This is a genomic window from Marinobacter sp. (assembly GCF_034669625.1).
In the GTDB taxonomy this organism is placed as follows: Bacteria; Pseudomonadota; Gammaproteobacteria; order Pseudomonadales; family Oleiphilaceae; genus Marinobacter.
Map to the genome: position 1 here is coordinate 131354 of NZ_JAXMOY010000009.1, position 16143 is coordinate 147496.

Annotated in this window: 14 protein-coding genes; 10 read left to right on the forward strand and 4 right to left on the reverse strand. The window is 53.7% G+C overall.

What is annotated here, in order from left to right; translation table 11 throughout:
* Window positions 1–28: 28 nt before the first annotated feature.
* Window positions 29–1672, reverse strand: a complete 1644-nt coding sequence (locus tag VOI14_RS10090; RefSeq protein ID WP_323751925.1) for a sensor histidine kinase — start codon at window positions 1670–1672, stop codon at window positions 29–31.
* A gap of 93 nt (window positions 1673–1765) precedes the next feature.
* On the opposite strand from VOI14_RS10090, the gene VOI14_RS10095 reads away from it, so the two are divergent.
* Window positions 1766–3430, forward strand: a complete 1665-nt coding sequence (locus VOI14_RS10095; RefSeq protein ID WP_323751926.1) for an NAD+ synthase — start codon at window positions 1766–1768, stop codon at window positions 3428–3430.
* Between the two features lie 11 nt (window positions 3431–3441).
* Here the strand turns inward: VOI14_RS10095 and VOI14_RS10100 are convergent, their stop codons facing one another.
* Window positions 3442–4275, reverse strand: a complete 834-nt coding sequence (locus VOI14_RS10100) for an outer membrane protein assembly factor BamD (RefSeq protein ID WP_323751927.1) — start codon at window positions 4273–4275, stop codon at window positions 3442–3444.
* A gap of 171 nt (window positions 4276–4446) precedes the next feature.
* On the opposite strand from VOI14_RS10100, the gene rluD reads away from it, so the two are divergent.
* The 3 genes from rluD to clpB all read left to right on the forward strand — a co-directional run bounded on the left by rluD (window position 4447) and on the right by clpB (window position 8900).
* Window positions 4447–5424 carry a 23S rRNA pseudouridine(1911/1915/1917) synthase RluD gene (gene rluD, locus VOI14_RS10105; RefSeq protein ID WP_323751928.1) on the forward strand — a complete coding sequence of 326 codons (978 nt, stop codon included), beginning with the start codon at window positions 4447–4449 and terminating at the stop codon, window positions 5422–5424.
* On the forward strand, window positions 5414–6169 hold the full coding sequence (pgeF, locus tag VOI14_RS10110) for a peptidoglycan editing factor PgeF (protein WP_323751929.1): 756 nt from the start codon (window positions 5414–5416) through the stop codon (window positions 6167–6169). The genes rluD and pgeF overlap by 11 nt, the downstream gene beginning before the upstream one ends.
* A 154-nt stretch (window positions 6170–6323) precedes the next feature.
* A complete protein-coding gene (gene clpB / locus VOI14_RS10115) occupies window positions 6324–8900 on the forward strand; it encodes an ATP-dependent chaperone ClpB (protein ID WP_323751930.1) in 2577 nt (858 codons plus the stop codon).
* 78 nt (window positions 8901–8978) lie between these two features.
* Here clpB and VOI14_RS10120 read toward each other — a convergent pair whose 3' ends face one another.
* The gene (locus VOI14_RS10120) at window positions 8979–9452 is read right to left on the reverse strand and encodes a DUF4124 domain-containing protein (RefSeq protein ID WP_323751931.1); all 474 of its coding nucleotides are present in this window, start codon (window positions 9450–9452) and stop codon (window positions 8979–8981) included.
* Window positions 9453–9922: 470 nt separating this feature from the next.
* Here VOI14_RS10120 and VOI14_RS10125 point away from each other — a divergent pair, with 470 nt between their 5' ends.
* The 6 genes from VOI14_RS10125 (at window position 9923) to VOI14_RS10150 (ending at window position 15804) form a co-directional block, all read left to right on the forward strand.
* Window positions 9923–11641: an acetolactate synthase 3 large subunit gene (locus VOI14_RS10125; protein WP_323751932.1), complete on the forward strand. Its 1719-nt coding sequence runs from the start codon at window positions 9923–9925 to the stop codon at window positions 11639–11641.
* A 2-nt stretch (window positions 11642–11643) separates the two neighbouring features.
* A complete protein-coding gene (ilvN, locus tag VOI14_RS10130; RefSeq protein ID WP_114335918.1) occupies window positions 11644–12135 on the forward strand; it encodes an acetolactate synthase small subunit in 492 nt (163 codons plus the stop codon).
* 67 nt (window positions 12136–12202) lie between these two features.
* The gene (gene ilvC / locus VOI14_RS10135; RefSeq protein ID WP_133006434.1) at window positions 12203–13219 is read left to right on the forward strand and encodes a ketol-acid reductoisomerase; all 1017 of its coding nucleotides are present in this window, start codon (window positions 12203–12205) and stop codon (window positions 13217–13219) included.
* Between the two features lie 91 nt (window positions 13220–13310).
* On the forward strand, window positions 13311–14123 hold the full coding sequence (gene pssA, locus VOI14_RS10140) for a CDP-diacylglycerol--serine O-phosphatidyltransferase (protein ID WP_323751933.1): 813 nt from the start codon (window positions 13311–13313) through the stop codon (window positions 14121–14123).
* A 92-nt stretch (window positions 14124–14215) separates the two neighbouring features.
* The gene (gene msrP, locus VOI14_RS10145) at window positions 14216–15187 is read left to right on the forward strand and encodes a protein-methionine-sulfoxide reductase catalytic subunit MsrP (protein ID WP_323751934.1); all 972 of its coding nucleotides are present in this window, start codon (window positions 14216–14218) and stop codon (window positions 15185–15187) included.
* Window positions 15187–15804, forward strand: coding sequence for a protein-methionine-sulfoxide reductase heme-binding subunit MsrQ (locus VOI14_RS10150; RefSeq protein ID WP_323751935.1), 618 nt, complete (start codon window positions 15187–15189; stop codon window positions 15802–15804). Before msrP ends, VOI14_RS10150 begins: the two co-directional genes overlap by 1 nt.
* A 97-nt stretch (window positions 15805–15901) precedes the next feature.
* Here VOI14_RS10150 and VOI14_RS10155 read toward each other — a convergent pair.
* Window positions 15902–16143: hypothetical protein (locus VOI14_RS10155; protein ID WP_323751936.1), on the reverse strand; the 242-nt coding region annotated here is incomplete at its 5' end.

The window sequence follows — 16143 nt, forward strand, 5'->3', positions numbered from 1 at the left end:
ATTGCTAACGCCCGATGGCTGTGGTTGCTTAAATCATCCGCCCTGGATGCGCGAAAGTAATGCGGAAACGGCAGCCCGGCTGGTTGTCCTCAACCAGTGACAGGTGCGCCTGATTTGCTTCACACAGTTCTCTCGCAAGATAAAGCCCAAGCCCGGTTCCGTTTTTATCCGTGGTAAAGAAAGGTTCGAATATGGAATTGCGATGCTCCGGGGCAATGCCAGCGCCGAAATCCCGAATATCTACGCGGGCCCGCTCGCCGTCCGCGGTTGTGCCAACCAGTAATTGTATCTTTTTTTGTCCGGTATGCTGTTCACTGTGTCGCAGACCATTGTCGCACAGGTTTACCATGACTTGCTCAATCTGACTTTTATCAAATCTAGCTTCAGGGAGCTCCCCCTCGGTCAGTAGCTCGATGGTGGCGGAGGAGGTGCCACTCTGGGTTTGCTGAAAGTCGGTACAGAAATCCGTTAGCCAAGACTGAATATCGACAAGTTCTGTGTTCGCAATTTGGCGCCGGGACAGATCCAGAACGTTCTCGATAATGCCGTTTACCCGCTTGGAGTGTCGGCGGATGATGTCCAGCATTTGCTGGTCGCCTTGGTCCAGGTGAGGGGATTCTTCCATCAGCTGTGCCGCGTGGCTGATGGCACCAAGAGGATTGCGAATTTCATGAGCAATACCGGCAGTGAGTCGTCCCAGTGAGGCCAGTTTCATTTGTTGCGCCTGTTGGGTGACTTTGCTGAGATCTTCGATGAAGACGAGAATTTGATCTCCGCGATCCTGATCGAGTTGCGTGAAATTGGCTTGCAGCAGTGGAGATGTGGGGATGGCCTGAAACGGCTCGATGGTGGCGTGGTGGTTCTTTAGCCACGCGTCCAGTCCGTCGCGCAGAGGTCCCGGTAGCACCCGCGCTTGCCGCATGCCGTAGGGGTGAAGGGAGGTCTCCTCAAACAGCATTTCTTCGGCCGCTGCGTTCGCCAAGCGTATGTGACCGAATCGATCCAGCACCAGAATGCCGGTTCGCATTCGTTGGATGATTTGTTGGTTGATTTGCTCAAGCTCAACAATGCTTTTGGCGCGGCTGGTGGCCAGCGCTTCGCTGCGGATCACACGCTTGGAAATGCCCTGCAAAACAAAAGCGGCAGCAAAATACAGTATTCCCAAGGATCCCGCGCGGACGATGTCGTCAGCAGACGCATTGAGGGCCAGGGTGGCCCAGCTGGATATGCCTAGTGAGCAGATGGTCGCTAGTGCTGCATAAAAGGTACCTAGGCGGTTGGGGGCAAGGATGTTACCTGCTGCCACGGAGATAATGACCAAATTAGCCAAGCCGCTGGTGATGCCTGAACTGGCCAACAGCAAGCCGTGGATCATAAGAATGTCAGCCAGCACCGAGAGCGTGATGTGCCGCTGGCGAGGATGGAAACCTGCCACAAGTGTCAGGGCAATAAAGCCGTTTACCGCAAAGTAGGAAATCGCGCCGAGCCGGTAGTAATCCAGCCAGCGAAATTGGGCTTCCGCCATGAAGGGCTCAACAAACAGCACGCCTGCCAGTAAGACACTGATGACCAGTCGGTAGTGGTTGTAGACCCGAAATAATCTGGCTTGTTGGTACTTGGCGAGCGGCCCGAAGGGCGAGCGCACGGTGCTTGTGAGGGAATCTGAAGCCATATCGGAAGTTATCTGTTGTCAGTCAGGAGAATTCCTCGTCGGTGCGTGGTTATAATAGCCTTTTAACGGCAATAAGTTACAGGAGCCTTTTGCATGTCGGCACCCGATAAAACATCGGAGGCGTCTACCACCGTGAAAAAGTTGCGGGTGGTAATGGCCCAGTTGGATTTTCTGGTAGGGGATATTCCAGGTAACACAGAGCGGGTTATTCAGGCTGCTCGTGAGGCTTGGCAAGAGCATAAGGCCGATATTGTGGTCTTCCCGGAGCTGTGTATTACCGGCTACCCGCCGGAAGATCTTTTGCTGCGGCCCAGCTTGGGGATTCGCGTGTCGGAAGCGCTGGAGCAATTGAAGCAAGCAAAGCTGGAGCCGGCGATTGTTATCGGTGCTCCTGTGCGTTCAGGCGGCTTGCTCTATAACGCAGCCCTTGTCATCGAAGGTGGTGACTTGGTTGGGCAATATTTCAAGCGCTGTCCGCCGAATTATCAGGTGTTCGACGAGAAGCGTTATTTTGCGGAAGGGCAAAGTGCCAAGGTGTTGGACATCAGAGGTGTACAGGTCGGCATTACCGTTTGTGAGGATATCTGGGCCGATGGGCCGGTCGAGGATGCGGCGGCGGCAGGTGCCCAGTTGATTTTGAACTTGAACGCCTCACCCTACGACATCGACAAACAGGCCCGCAGAAAAGCGCTGCTCGAACGCAAAGCGGCAAACAACAACGTCAGCATTGTTTATGTCAATCTGATGGGCGGGCAAGACGAACTGGTGTTTGATGGTGGTTCGATGGTGGTTGACCACTCGGGCACGCTCGCGGTGGAAGTACCTCAATTTAAAGAGGGGTTGTTTCCGGTCGAGTTCCTGTGTGAGCACCATTGCCAGCCTATCTCTCAACTGCAGTGCCCTGAGCCTTCTCTTGAAGCCAATGTTTATAACGCGCTGGTGACCGGCGTTCGGGATTACGTTAATAAAAATGGCTTTAAATCCGTTGTGCTGGGCCTGTCTGGGGGTATCGATTCGGCCTTGACCTTGGCGGTCGCTGTGGATGCGCTTGGGAAAGAACGTGTCAGAGCGGTTATGATGCCGTTCCGCTATACCTCCAATGCCAGTTTGGAAGATGCAGAAGCTCAGGCGGTTACGATGGGCGTGCAGTACGACGTGTTTTCCATTGAGCCGATGTACGATGTCTTCATGCAAACTCTGGAAGCGCCCTTTGAAGGCACTCAGCCTGATACCACCGAGGAAAATCTGCAGGCCCGCTTGCGCGGAGTCCTGCTAATGTCGTTGTCGAACAAATTTGGTTCGTTGGTGTTAACCACCGGCAACAAGAGTGAGCTGGCGGTAGGTTATTCCACGCTATATGGCGATATGGCCGGCGGCTTCGACGTGCTTAAAGATGTGCCCAAGACGTTGGTGTTTCGTCTGTCGCGTTATCGAAACAGTTTAGCGCCGGTGATCCCGGAGCGGGTTATTACCCGGCCACCGTCTGCGGAGCTGGCCCCGGATCAGAAGGATGAAGACAGTCTGCCCGGCTACGATACTCTCGACGCGATTCTGAACTTGTACGTTGAGCGTGATTACAGTGCTGAAGCCATTGTGTCGGAAGGGTATGAACGTGCCGACGTTGAGCGGGTGACTCGATTGGTCGACCTCAACGAATACAAACGCCGGCAGGCGCCTATCGGTGTGCGAATTACTGAGCGGGGCTTTGGCAAAGACCGCCGGTACCCAATTACCAACGGCTGGAAAATAGGCAAGTAAGGCTGTACGCCTTACTTGTCGCCCAGTAGGCCAAAGGTTACAACGTTCAGAAGTGAGCGGTTTTGACGCTCAAACTGGTTAGCCTGGAACTGGCCCTTGGAATCGAAGGCTTCACTGTTAGGGAAGTTTTTGCGCAGCGTAGCAATGGCGTCATCGGCGCCATTCTTCAGGTCCATAAACAGAAACGTGTCGGCCAAGATGATCAGTGCATCTTCAACCGCGGGTGAAGACGGGTAGTTTTCGACTACGTAGCGTGCACGGTTGTTGGCCGCCACATAGGCTTCCCGTTTGATGTAGTAGCGCGCGGCGTGTATTTCCAGTTCCGCCATGCGATTACGAATAGAGACCATGCGCTGGCGAGCGTCCGGAGCGTACTGGCTGTCAGGGAACCGGCTCAGCAATTGTGAGAAGTCGCGGAAAGCCTGAAGTTGTTCGCCGGGGTTGCGAGCAGCTACTTCGATCGGGAAGTAGCGGGCGGCGAGGCCTAAGTCCAGATTGTAGGAGGCCAGTCCTCGCATATAGATGGCGTAGTCCAGCAGCTCGCTTTGCGGGTTCAGGCGCACAAAGCGGTCTGCGGCTGCCCGGGCGCCTTCCAGATCAAGGTTTTGGTAACGGGCATAAATCAGGTCCAGTTGGGCCTGTTCTGCATAGCGGCCGAACGGATAGTAGGTTTCCAGGGAGTCAAGGTTTTGTTCGGCTTCATTGAAGTTGCCGGCGTTCATGGCCTTGCGGGCGTTCTCGTAGTAGGTTTGTTCCGGTAGCACTTCCACGGCTTTCTTGGAGGCGCAGCCGGCAGCCAGCGCTATGATGGTGGAAAGTAGCAGTAATCGGACAACTGATCTCATGCCGGAATCCCGTATAATGGTCAGACTTATGATTGGATTGGCCATTGTAACGGGGAAGGCTGCTCATGTGCAGTGCTAACAGAAGTATCTCCGGTTAATCTGACTGAAACGTAACATCGGTGCTGAGCCGGTGTCCTAAAATTTGAAAGCATAGTGGCGAAGCGAGGCTTGATGTCTTCCGAAAACAGAATCACCGGCCAGTTCAAAATTCCACCGGGTTTGAGCGATAAACGACTCGATCAGGCGGCGGCCGAGTTGATGCCCGAGCATTCCCGTTCCAGGTTGCAGTCCTGGATTAAAAGCGGCGCGCTGACGATCAACGGTAAAACCTGTAAGCCCAGAGACAAGGTCATGCTCAACGATGTGCTTGAGCTGGATGCCGAGCCGGAAGTGAAAGTGACCTGGGAAGCAGAACCCATCACGCTCGAGATCGTTTATGAAGACGAGCATCTGCTGGTAATCAATAAGCCGGCGGGCCTGGTGGTTCATCCTGCGGCGGGTCATGCTGACGGCACGTTGGTCAATGCATTGCTGAATTACGCGCCGGAAGTAGAGAATCTGCCTCGCGCCGGTATCGTGCACCGCCTGGATAAAGATACGTCCGGCATTATGGTTGTAGCGCGGAGCTTGATTGCCCACACCTCGTTGGTGAATCAGCTTCAGGAACGCACCATGGGCCGGGAGTACGAAGCAGTTGTGGTGGGCTCTTTGACCGGTGGCGCAACGGTGGATGCACCCATTGGGCGTCATCCGCAGGACCGCAAACGTATGGCGGTGGTGGCATCCGGCAAGCCTGCGGTGACTCACTACCGTCTGCTTGAGCGTTTCGCAGCTCATACTCATGTGCGCTGTAAATTGGAAAGTGGGCGTACCCACCAGATTCGTGTACACATGACGCACGTTCGACATCCGCTGGTGGGAGACCCTGTATACGGTGGCCGTCTGCGTCTTCCTAAGGGAACAACGGAAGAGCTTCGGGCCGAGCTGGCGGCCTTCAATCGCCAAGCCTTGCATGCGCGCAAGCTGACGCTGGAACACCCGGAGACCGGCGAAACAATGAGCTGGGAAGTGGATTTGCCAGAAGATATGGTTCAACTCATAGCAGCCTTGCGTAAGCATGTGCGTGAGCTGGAAGAAAATGATTTCTGAGAGCGGTGTGCTCCGGCCTGACTGGCCTGCGCATACTCGGGTGCGGGCGCTCAGTACCACGCGCAAGGGTGGGGTCAGCCTATCGCCTTGGCAGTCTCTGAATCTGGGTGGTCATGTCGGTGATTATCCGGCCGATGTGGCGCAAAATCGCCAACGTTTGGCGGAGTTCATCGGCATCGAAGCCGGCCATATTGGCTGGCTGAATCAGGTGCACGGCAGCCATGTGGTAGAACTTACGCTTGAGAGCCTGAAAGATTGCCCTGATGCCGACGCCAGCTTCACCCGTGAAAAAAGGGTGGCGTGCGCCATTCTGACGGCGGATTGTCTGCCGGTGATTCTTGCTGACCGTAACGGTGAGGTGGTTGGTGCTGCTCATGCGGGTTGGCGTAGCCTTTGCGGCGGCGTGCTGGAAAGCCTGATTGAAGCCATGGCGGTGGCGCCCACGGAGCTTGTCGCTTGGTTTGGGGCGTCTATTGGCCCGGCGAATTTCGAGGTAGGCCCCGAGGTTCGAGCGGCTTTCATTGAGCAGCAGGCTGAAGCGGGCAATGCTTTCTCCGAACACGGTGCGCGCTCCGGGCATTTTATCGCTGATATCTATGAGTTGGCTCGCCTGCGTCTGTCCCGTGCGGGCATCGCCGAAATCCACGGCGGTGGTCTATGCACCGTGGATGATGGCGAGCGGTTTTACTCCTATCGCCGAGACGGCCAAACCGGGCGCATGGCAACTCTGGTTTGGATTGACTGACGGGCGTCAATTTTCTGACGAAATCTCCCTCGTTTACTTGAAGTTCCCCTTTCAGCCCCTACATTAGTTATCAAGATATCGCGAACGCCTTTCATGACGCGCTTCTACGTGTGTGTGGAAATATCGGCGCGCAGATTTATTTGGGGACGAAAATATGAGAATCGATAAGCTGACCAGCAAACTGCAGAGCGCTCTGGCAGACGCTCAATCTATTGCCGTTGGGAAAGATCACAACTTTATTGAGCCAGTGCACCTGATGCTGGCGTTGCTTGACCAGCAGGGAGGTTCGATTAAGCCGCTCCTGCAGCAGGTGGGTGTTGATCCGGGGCGAGTGCGTCAGGCCGTTGCCGGTGAGATTGAACATCTGCCAGAGGTACAGGGCAATGGTGGCGACGTCTCTATGTCGAACGACATGGGGCGCTTGTTCAATATTTCCGACAAGCTGGCCCAAAAACGGGGTGACCAGTTTATCTCCAGCGAATTGATCTTGTTGGCGGCGGTTGAAGACCGTGGTTCTCTGGGGCGCATCCTGCGTGAACATGGACTGGATAAAGCGGCTTTGGAAAAAGCCATAGATGAGGTAAGGGGTGGTGAAACCGTGAATGATGCCGGAGCTGAAGAAAACCGTCAGGCGCTGTCGAAATACACGATCGATCTGACCGAGCAAGCGGCTGCGGGCAAGTTGGATCCGGTGATTGGTCGGGATGACGAAATTCGCCGCACCATTCAGGTGCTGCAGCGCCGCCGCAAAAATAACCCGGTGTTGATTGGTGAACCTGGTGTGGGCAAGACCGCCATTGTGGAAGGGTTGGCCCAGCGCATTGTGAACGGCGAAGTGCCGGATAGCCTGAAAGAGAAAAAAGTGCTGTCGCTGGATATGGGCGCTCTGATTGCCGGAGCCAAGTTCCGCGGCGAATTTGAGGAGCGCCTGAAGGCGGTTCTGAACGAGCTTTCGAAGCAGGAAGGCCAGGTGATCCTGTTCATCGATGAAATCCATACCATGGTCGGTGCCGGTAAGGCTGAAGGTTCGATGGATGCGGGGAATATGCTTAAGCCTGCGCTAGCTCGTGGTGAGCTTCATTGTGTCGGCGCCACGACCCTGAACGAATACCGCGAAAACATAGAGAAAGACGCCGCCTTGGAGCGTCGATTCCAGAAAGTGCTGGTCAGTGAGCCCAATGAAGAAGACACCATTGCGATTCTGCGTGGCTTGAAAGAGCGTTACGAGGTGCACCACGGCGTGGAAGTGACAGACGGCGCCATTATTGCGGCTGCTAAGCTGTCTCATCGCTACATTACCGACCGCCAGTTGCCGGATAAGGCGATAGATCTGGTCGACGAAGCGGCAAGCCAGATCCGAATGGAGATGGACTCCAAGCCTGAACCGCTGGACCGTCTTGAGAGGCGCCTGATTCAGCTCAAAATTGAGCGAGAAGCACTAAAGAAAGAAACCGACGCCGCGTCTAAAAAACGTTTGGAGGAGTTGTCTTCTGTGATCGGCGGTGTTGAGCGTGAATACGCGGATCTGGAAGAGGTCTGGAACACTGAAAAAGCGGCGCTGCACGGCTCTCAGAAAATTAAGAGTGAACTCGAGCAAGCTCGGATTGATCTGGAAAACGCACGCCGAAGTGGCGATTTAGGCAAAATGTCGGAGCTGCAGTACGGCAAGATTCCTGAGCTTGAGCGCCAGTTGGACATGGCCAGTCAGGCTGAAATGATGGAAATGACGTTACTGCGTAATCGGGTCACCGATGAAGAAATTGCCGAGATCGTCTCCAAGTGGACCGGAATTCCCGTCTCCAAAATGATGGAAGGGGAACGCGACAAACTGATGCGCATGGAAGAGGCGCTGCATGGTCGGGTGATTGGTCAGAATGAAGCGGTAGAGGCTGTTTCCAATGCCGTGCGCCGTTCCCGCGCAGGTTTGTCCGATCCTAATCGGCCCAACGGCTCATTCCTGTTCCTTGGGCCGACCGGTGTCGGTAAAACCGAGTTGTGTAAAGCGTTGGCGGCGTTTCTGTTCGACACCGAGGATGCCATGGTGCGCATTGATATGTCCGAGTTCATGGAGAAGCATTCCGTGGCTCGTTTGATTGGTGCGCCTCCCGGTTACGTAGGCTACGAAGAAGGCGGCTATCTGACCGAGGCAGTGCGGCGCCGGCCCTACTCCGTGCTGTTGCTGGATGAGGTTGAAAAGGCGCATCCGGATGTCTTCAACATCCTGCTGCAAGTGCTTGATGATGGTCGCCTGACGGACAGTCAGGGCCGTACCGTCGACTTCCGCAACACGGTTGTGGTGATGACCTCAAACTTGGGCTCTCACATCATTCAGGAAAAGGCCGGCGAAGAAAATTACGAAGATATGAAGTCTGCCGTCATGGAGGTGGTTGGCACGCATTTTCGGCCTGAGTTTATCAACCGAGTGGATGAAGTGGTGGTGTTCCATCCGCTGGCGGAAAACCAGATTCAGGGCATTGCGAGCATTCAGATTGAAAATCTCGCGAAGCGTCTGAAAGAGCAAGACATGAAGTTTGAATTGGGTGAGGATGCTCTGCGGTTGTTGGCCGAGGTTGGCTACGACCCCGTGTACGGAGCACGGCCGCTGAAGAGAGCGATTCAGCGTTTGATTGAAAACCCGCTGGCGCAGAAACTCTTGCAAGGTGAGTTCGTGTCTGGCGATACGGTCAAGGCCACAGTTGACGGTAATGCGTTAACGTTCACCAAGGGATAACTTGCCTGGGTGGGTTGGCCGAAATAAAAAGCCAGCGGGTGAGAGCCCTCTGGCTTTTTTGCATATACGGAGCGGTTACTACTCGGCGTTGCTCGCTACAGCGGGGCCGCAGTTTTCTTCTGCAAACGCTTCAAACTGTTCCCGTTGTGCGTCAATTTCTTCGGGGCTTAGGTAGCGTAGCTCGCCGTTTTCTTCGACCCGAATTCGTGCGTTGCTGCTGATTACTTTCAGGTTGGTCTTAGCGGTCTCACAATTCGCTTCGCGCTGTTTTCGGTTTGCTTCTTCGACCGCGGTTTCTTGCTTTCGTTCGGCGGTTGCCTGCTGTTGCCCGTCGATCTCGCTCAGTCGTTCCTGCGGCGTTGCTCGGTCTGAGTTTGCGCTGCGGCTGGTACCTGAGCGAACATTGATTTTCTCAGCTTTCTTGCCGGTTGGTTGCCGATCACCAAACTGGGTTACGCCGTTTTCGTCGGTCCATTTGTATACTGAACTGTCAGCGGACAGGCCGGGAGTCGCGGCCATCAGAATAGAAAACACCAGTATTTTTCGGTTCATGTCGTTGCCCGTTGTTCGTTTGTCGCCTGGAGAAATAGTGCCACCAGAACAAAGGTTTTTCTTTCGTCTGGTTCAAAACTCTAGCATTGTTATTTGCGCAGTATGGCAGAGAAGAGCATAAAATGGTGCCAATTAAGCCACAACGGCTATTGACAGCGAGTTTCCCGCTGTCAGAATTACCGACTGCCTGAAGACAGGGGTCAATACGGCAGGCAATCCCGAGCAAGTATCCCCCGTTAATCACCACACCGAGTGCGCCATTTATTGGCGGGCGATGGTTGTTGCTAACGTTGCAACCCGTTGTTGGCCGTTCTCCGCAACCCTCAGGAGTGCGGCTGGCCAAGAGACAACCTCTAAAGAATTGGTGTGGAGGAGTACGCCGGTACCGCTTTCACAAGAAGCTGGTAAACCGTGGATCCAGGCAACCGGGACGAATCCCGGCTCATTCACTTGTAGAAGAGGGTAGAAACGTGGAGTTATTGTCTGGTGCCGATATGTTGATACGGTCCCTTCAAGACGAAGGTATCGAGAACGTATACGGCTATCCGGGTGGCGCAGCCCTTCATATTTATGATGCGCTGTTCAGGCAGGATAAAGTCAAACACATTCTGGTGCGGCATGAGCAAGCAGCGGTCCATATGGCCGATGGTTATGCCCGTGCAACCGGAAAACCAGGTACTGTCCTGGTGACCTCTGGCCCTGGCGCTACCAACACGATTACTGGCATTGCCACCGCTTTTATGGATTCCATTCCTATGGTGGTCCTATGTGGCCAGGTTGCATCCACATTGATTGGTGAGGATGCTTTCCAGGAAACCGACATGATCGGTGTCTCCCGCCCTGTGGTGAAGCACAACCTCAGTGTTCGGCACCCAGAGGAAATCCCGGAAATTATCCGCAAGGCCTATTACATTGCTTCAACTGGCCGCCCAGGCCCGGTTGTCGTCGATATTCCGAAGGATATGACCGCGCCCAACGAGCGTTTCGAGTATTCCTATCCGAAAAAGGTCAAGTTGCGCTCATACAATCCGGCGGTTCGTGGTCATGCTGGGCAAATCAAGAAAGCCGTCGATATGCTGATGGCTGCCAAGCGCCCGGTGATCTACGCCGGCGGTGGTGTCATTCTTGGCAAGGCCTCTGATCAGCTGACCGAACTGACACAAAAACTCGGCTTTCCGATTACCAACACGTTGATGGGTATTGGCTGCTACCCGGCAACCGACAAGCAGCATTTGGGCTGGCTCGGCATGCACGGCACCTACGAAGCCAATATGGCCATGCACCACTCAGACCTGATCCTCTGCGTAGGCGCCCGTTTCGATGATCGGGTAACCAATGCCACAGAGAAGTTCTGTCCAGGTGCTCGAATTATCCATATCGATATTGATCCGGCATCGATTTCCAAAACGATCGATGTGGATGTGCCGATTGTGGGCCCGGTCGATGCAGTGCTCAAAGAAATGCTCTCTTTGGTGAAAGAGTCCAAAGAAAAGCCGGAAGCCGATGCTTTGGCTGCATGGTGGAAGCAAATCGACGAATGGCGCGCTTTCCATGGCATGCGTTACGAAACCAGCCCGGATGTGATCAAGCCGCAAGAAGTGGTTGAGATGCTCTGGAAGCTCACCAATGGTGATGCCTTCGTAACCACAGATGTCGGCCAGCATCAGATGTTTACCGCGCAGTACTACAAGTTCGACAAGCCGAACCGTTGGATTAACTCTGGCGGTCTGGGCACGATGGGCTTTGGTTTGCCGGCGGCTATGGGTGTCAAGCTGACCCATCCGGATGAGGAAGTGTTGTGCTTTACCGGCGAAGGCAGTATCCAGATGAACATTCAGGAGCTGTCTACCTGTAAGCAGTACGATCTGCCGGTCAAAATCATTAACCTGAACAATCAGGCTTTGGGCATGGTAAAGCAGTGGCAGGACATGAACTATGAGTCTCGCCATTCGCAGTCCTATATGGAATCGCTGCCGGACTTCATCAAACTGGCAGAAGCATACGGCCATGTTGGTGTGCGTATCGATCGCAAAGAAGATCTTGAGCCCAAGCTGAAAGAAGTTCTGGCGATGAAAGACAAGCTGGTGTTTGTAGATATTTATGTCGATCGTTTTGAGCATGTGTACCCAATGCAAGTTGCCCGTGGATCGATGAAAGACATGTGGCTCAGCAAGACGGAGAGGGTGTGATCATGCGTCGAATCATTTCTGTGTTGCTGGAAAACGAGCCGGGCGCACTGTCGCGTGTGGTTGGGCTGTTTTCTCAGCGTAACTACAACATTGAAACGCTGACGGTAGCGCCTACAGAAGATCCCACTTTGTCACGACTGACGGTGACCACGAGTGGTTCTGATAAGGTTATCGAGCAAATCACCAAGCAGTTGAACAAGCTGATTGAAGTGGTGAAGCTAGTGGACCTCACTGAGGGTGCCCATATCGAGCGCGAAATGATGTTGGTGAAACTGAAGGCGACCGGCTCTCAGCGTGCCGAGATCAAGCGCACCGTGGACATCTTCCGTGGCCAGATTGTTGATGTCACCAGCTCGGTTTACACCGTCCAGTTGGCCGGTGATAGCAGTAAGCTTGACGGCTTTATTCAAGCGGTTGGCACGTCTGGAATATTGGAAGTGGTGCGCACCGGTGTGTCTGGTATCGCGCGAGGCGAAAAGGTGCTCAGTCTCTGAAGGCTGGCTGAAAAATTCGAATACCGTGGCCATTAGTGGCTCATATTTATAAAAGTTGAGGTTTGAAATGCAGGTTTATTACGATAAGGATTGTGATCTTTCCATCATCCAGGGCAAAAAAGTTGCCATTCTTGGTTTTGGTTCACAGGGCCACGCCCACGCGTGCAACCTGAAAGATTCTGGCGTAGACGTTGTTGTTGGTCTGCGTCCGGGTTCTTCTTCAATTGCCAAAGCTGAAGCCTACGGTCTGAAGACCAGTGACGTGGCCTCTGCGGTTGCGTCTGCTGAAGTCGTTATGGTTCTGACTCCGGACGAATTCCAGGCTGAATTGTACCGTGACGAAATTGAGCCGAACCTGAAGCAAGGCGCCACTCTGGCCTTCGCGCATGGTTTTGCGATCCACTACAATCAGGTCGTTCCCCGTAAAGATCTGGACGTGATCATGGTTGCTCCGAAGGCACCTGGCCACACTGTACGTACCGAGTTCACCAAAGGCGGCGGTATTCCTGATCTGATCGCGATCTTCCAGGATGCGTCTGGCAACGCCAAGAACGTAGCTCTGTCCTATGCCAGCGGTGTAGGTGGTGGTCGTACCGGTATTATCGAAACCACGTTCAAAGACGAAACTGAAACCGACCTGTTCGGTGAGCAGGCTGTTTTGTGTGGTGGTGCGGTTGAGCTGGTTAAAGCCGGTTTTGAAACCCTGACTGAAGCGGGTTATGCCCCAGAAATGGCGTACTTCGAGTGTCTGCACGAGCTGAAGCTGATTGTAGACCTGATGTACGAAGGCGGTATCGCCAACATGAACTACTCCATCTCTAACAATGCTGAGTACGGCGAGTACGTTACCGGCCCAGAGGTGATCAACGATGAGTCCCGCGCAGCAATGCGTAACGCTCTGAAGCGCATCCAGAGTGGCGAATACGCCAAGATGTTCATCTCTGAAGGTGCTTTGAACTACCCGTCAATGACTGCGCGTCGTCGTGAAAACGCGGCCCACGAAATTGAAGTGGTTGGTGAAAAGCTGCGTTCCATGATGCCGTGGATTTCTGCGAACAAAATCGTGGATAAAGATAAGAACTGATCCGGAATTTCCGGTACGGTTTAAAAAGCGCGGCCCTAGTGGCCGCGTTTTTCGTATATACTCCGCTCAAATGCTTTCCGGAGTTGAAGGAATGACAGAACAAAATTCGACGATAAACAAGACTGACCCCCATCTTACTGCCGAAGCGGAAATTGAGGCGGGAGAAGTCATAGAAGAAGAAGTAGTTGAGGGCGCTAAAGTGCGGCGAAAAGGCATTTTTTTGCTGCCTAATGCGCTGACAACTGCATCGCTGTTTTCAGGTTTTTACGCGATTGTATCTGCCTCGAACGGCGTATTCGATAACGCCGCTATTGCCATCTTTGTTTCCATGATTCTGGATGGGCTGGATGGTCGGGTCGCGAGGATGACCAATACCCAAAGCAAATTCGGTGAAGAGTACGACAGCCTGGCGGATATGGTTGCCTTTGGCGTTGCTCCGGGTTTGGTCGCGTTTTTCTGGCTGTTGAACGGAATGGGTAAGCTCGGTTGGGCTGTGACCTTTATTTACGTTGCTGGCGCGGCGTTGCGCCTTGCGCGCTTCAATACCCAGATCGGCTCGGTTGATAAGAAGTACTTCGTTGGTCTGGCAAGCCCTGCCGCAGCGGCTTGTGTTGCGGGTCTGGTTTGGAGTTTCCACACGTTTGAGCCGGCAGCTTGGCTGACCGCGCTGACCATGGTCGTCGTTGGCGGAACCGGTGTGTTGATGGTCAGTAACATTCTGTACCGCAGTTTCAAAGATTTGGATTTGCGGGGTAGGGTGCCCTTTGCTGCCATTCTGCTTGTGGTGCTCATCTTCGTGGTGATTGCACTCGATCCAGCGACCGTATTGTTCTCAGCATTTCTGATCTACGCGGCCTCTGGCCCTGTACGAGCCTTGTTCCGTCGTAAGGGAAAGCGCGCATAATTGATTAATAATTCCCGCCTGGTATCGCCGGGCGGGAATTTATCCAGAAAGTTGTGGTCTACTGATAGAATCACGGCAGCTGGAGCCCGCCAATGCATATCAAGAAACGCCCATCTTGGGCCATCTCTGAATCCGAAGTCACCCCTGAATCTGTCTACCTGAATCGTCGTAAATTTATGTCGGGCGTTGCCGTGTCGGCCGCCGCAATGGCTGTTCCGGGAATTGTTTTTGCTGACGAGAAAGAGAAGCAGCCCGCCTTGGACTTTCAAAAGGCCGACAAATACGTTCCGAACGAAGAGCTTACTCCCTACCAGGATGTCATCAGGTACAACAATTTCTATGAGTTCGGGCCAGGTAAGGAAGACCCTGAGCGTCATGCCGACCAGCTGGTGGTTGATCCCTGGTCGATCAGTGTCGAAGGTGAATGTGCCCGACCGGGGCGTTATCCGCTGGAGGATTTGCTTAAACCTCATAATTATCAAGAACGGATATACCGGTTGCGCTGTGTTGAGGCTTGGTCGATGGTGATTCCTTGGGTGGGTGTCCCTCTGGCTGATGTGTTGAAGCAATTGGAACCAACCTCGAAGGCTAAATACGTTTACTTTGAAACGCTTGAGCGTCCGGAGCAGATGCCCGGTCAGAGGTCTTTGTTCAGCACGATTGATTGGCCTTACCGAGAAGGCTTGCGGCTGGATGAGGCGATGAACGAGTTGGCGTTTCTAGCGGTAGGCTTATATGGGCGGGAGCTGCCGAACCAGAACGGTGCACCAATTCGGTTGGTGGTTCCGTGGAAGTATGGGTTCAAAAGCATTAAGTCGATTGTTCGGATACGGTTCATGGAAGAGCAGCCAAAGACCAGCTGGGAAATGATTGCGCCGAATGAGTACGGCTTTTATGCCAATGTGAATCCCGAGGTAAACCATCCGCGGTGGAGCCAGAAACGAGAGCGCAGGCTGCCGTCAGGTATTTTTAGCCCGAATTGGCGAGAGACCGAAAAGTTTAATGGCTATGGTGAACAAGTGGCGCAGCTTTATAAGGGCATGGATTTGGCGAAGTTTTACTGATGCTGGGTGCGTGGAATAAGACGACGACCATTCGTGTGGTTAAGGTCATTCTTTTCAGTTTGGCGTTACTTCCATTGTTGCTGTTGGTGCAGCGTATTGTGATGGGGGCTCTGGGGCCGGATCCGGCTCAGGTCATTACGGAGAGCTTGGGTAAGGCCGCATTCCAGCTTCTGTTGGCGACTTTGTTAATGACGCCGTTGCGAAAACTGACCGGTTGGACCGGGTGGGTGCGTTGCCGACGGATGCTCGGACTGTTTGCTTTCTTCTACGCCGTGCTTCATGTCTTGGCCTTCTTGCAGCTGATCTTGGGGTGGGGGGATTTGTGGGTCACGTTCACTCGTCGCCCCTACATCATAATGGGCGCCGCCGCGTTCCTGTTGTTAGTCCCGCTGGCACTGACCTCGACTCAGAAAATGATGAAGCGAACCGGTCGTATGTGGAAGCCGCTTCACCGTCTTGTCTATTTGTCGGCTATCTTTGTATGGCTGCACTTTCTCTGGCAGGCAAGAAGTGACGTGTTAGAGATGGTTGTTTACGGCGTTGTGTTGTTGGTTTTGCTGGTGGTTCGGGCGTACTGGTTTGGGGCGTCTTCACTGGTGCCGCTCAGAAAGGCCTGAATCAGCGTGTTTTTCGAGCGATTAGATGGTGTTTTGATCAGCCGAATAGGTGGAAACCGAGGGGTTGGAAGTTTTCTTCAGAAAGTCTGTTGACTCCTCAGCTGGGCTCTGTAGAATGCGCATCTCGCTTGAGGGGCTGGCCGCTAAACACGGTTAGCAACGAAGCGGTAACTGCTTGAAAGTTCTGAAGAAAACGTTTTAAAGATTCTTCAAAAAAGCAGTTGACAAGGTGGCGGTTCAGTGTAGAATGCGCCCCACGATTTAGCAGTAATGCCGGTGAGTTTTTCGGCCGTTTTCGAAGACGAAAACAGCAGTTGAAATTAACGGTTGACAAGGTGG

Excerpts from the sequence above, each read along its gene's own strand:
- ilvC (WP_133006434.1), top strand. The coding sequence starts at position 12,203 with ATGCAGGTTTATTACGATAAGGATTGTGATCTTTCCATCATCCAGGGC.
- VOI14_RS10095 (WP_323751926.1), top strand. The coding sequence starts at position 1,766 with ATGTCGGCACCCGATAAAACATCGGAGGCGTCTACCACCGTGAAAAAG.
- VOI14_RS10100 (WP_323751927.1), bottom strand. The coding sequence starts at position 4,275 with ATGAGATCAGTTGTCCGATTACTGCTACTTTCCACCATCATAGCGCTG.
- pgeF (WP_323751929.1), top strand. The coding sequence starts at position 5,414 with ATGATTTCTGAGAGCGGTGTGCTCCGGCCTGACTGGCCTGCGCATACT.
- clpB (WP_323751930.1), top strand. The coding sequence starts at position 6,324 with ATGAGAATCGATAAGCTGACCAGCAAACTGCAGAGCGCTCTGGCAGAC.
- VOI14_RS10150 (WP_323751935.1), top strand. The coding sequence starts at position 15,187 with ATGCTGGGTGCGTGGAATAAGACGACGACCATTCGTGTGGTTAAGGTC.
- VOI14_RS10120 (WP_323751931.1), bottom strand. The coding sequence starts at position 9,452 with ATGAACCGAAAAATACTGGTGTTTTCTATTCTGATGGCCGCGACTCCC.
- msrP (WP_323751934.1), top strand. The coding sequence starts at position 14,216 with ATGCATATCAAGAAACGCCCATCTTGGGCCATCTCTGAATCCGAAGTC.
- VOI14_RS10090 (WP_323751925.1), bottom strand. The coding sequence starts at position 1,672 with ATGGCTTCAGATTCCCTCACAAGCACCGTGCGCTCGCCCTTCGGGCCG.
- rluD (WP_323751928.1), top strand. The coding sequence starts at position 4,447 with ATGTCTTCCGAAAACAGAATCACCGGCCAGTTCAAAATTCCACCGGGT.
- ilvN (WP_114335918.1), top strand. The coding sequence starts at position 11,644 with ATGCGTCGAATCATTTCTGTGTTGCTGGAAAACGAGCCGGGCGCACTG.
- pssA (WP_323751933.1), top strand. The coding sequence starts at position 13,311 with ATGACAGAACAAAATTCGACGATAAACAAGACTGACCCCCATCTTACT.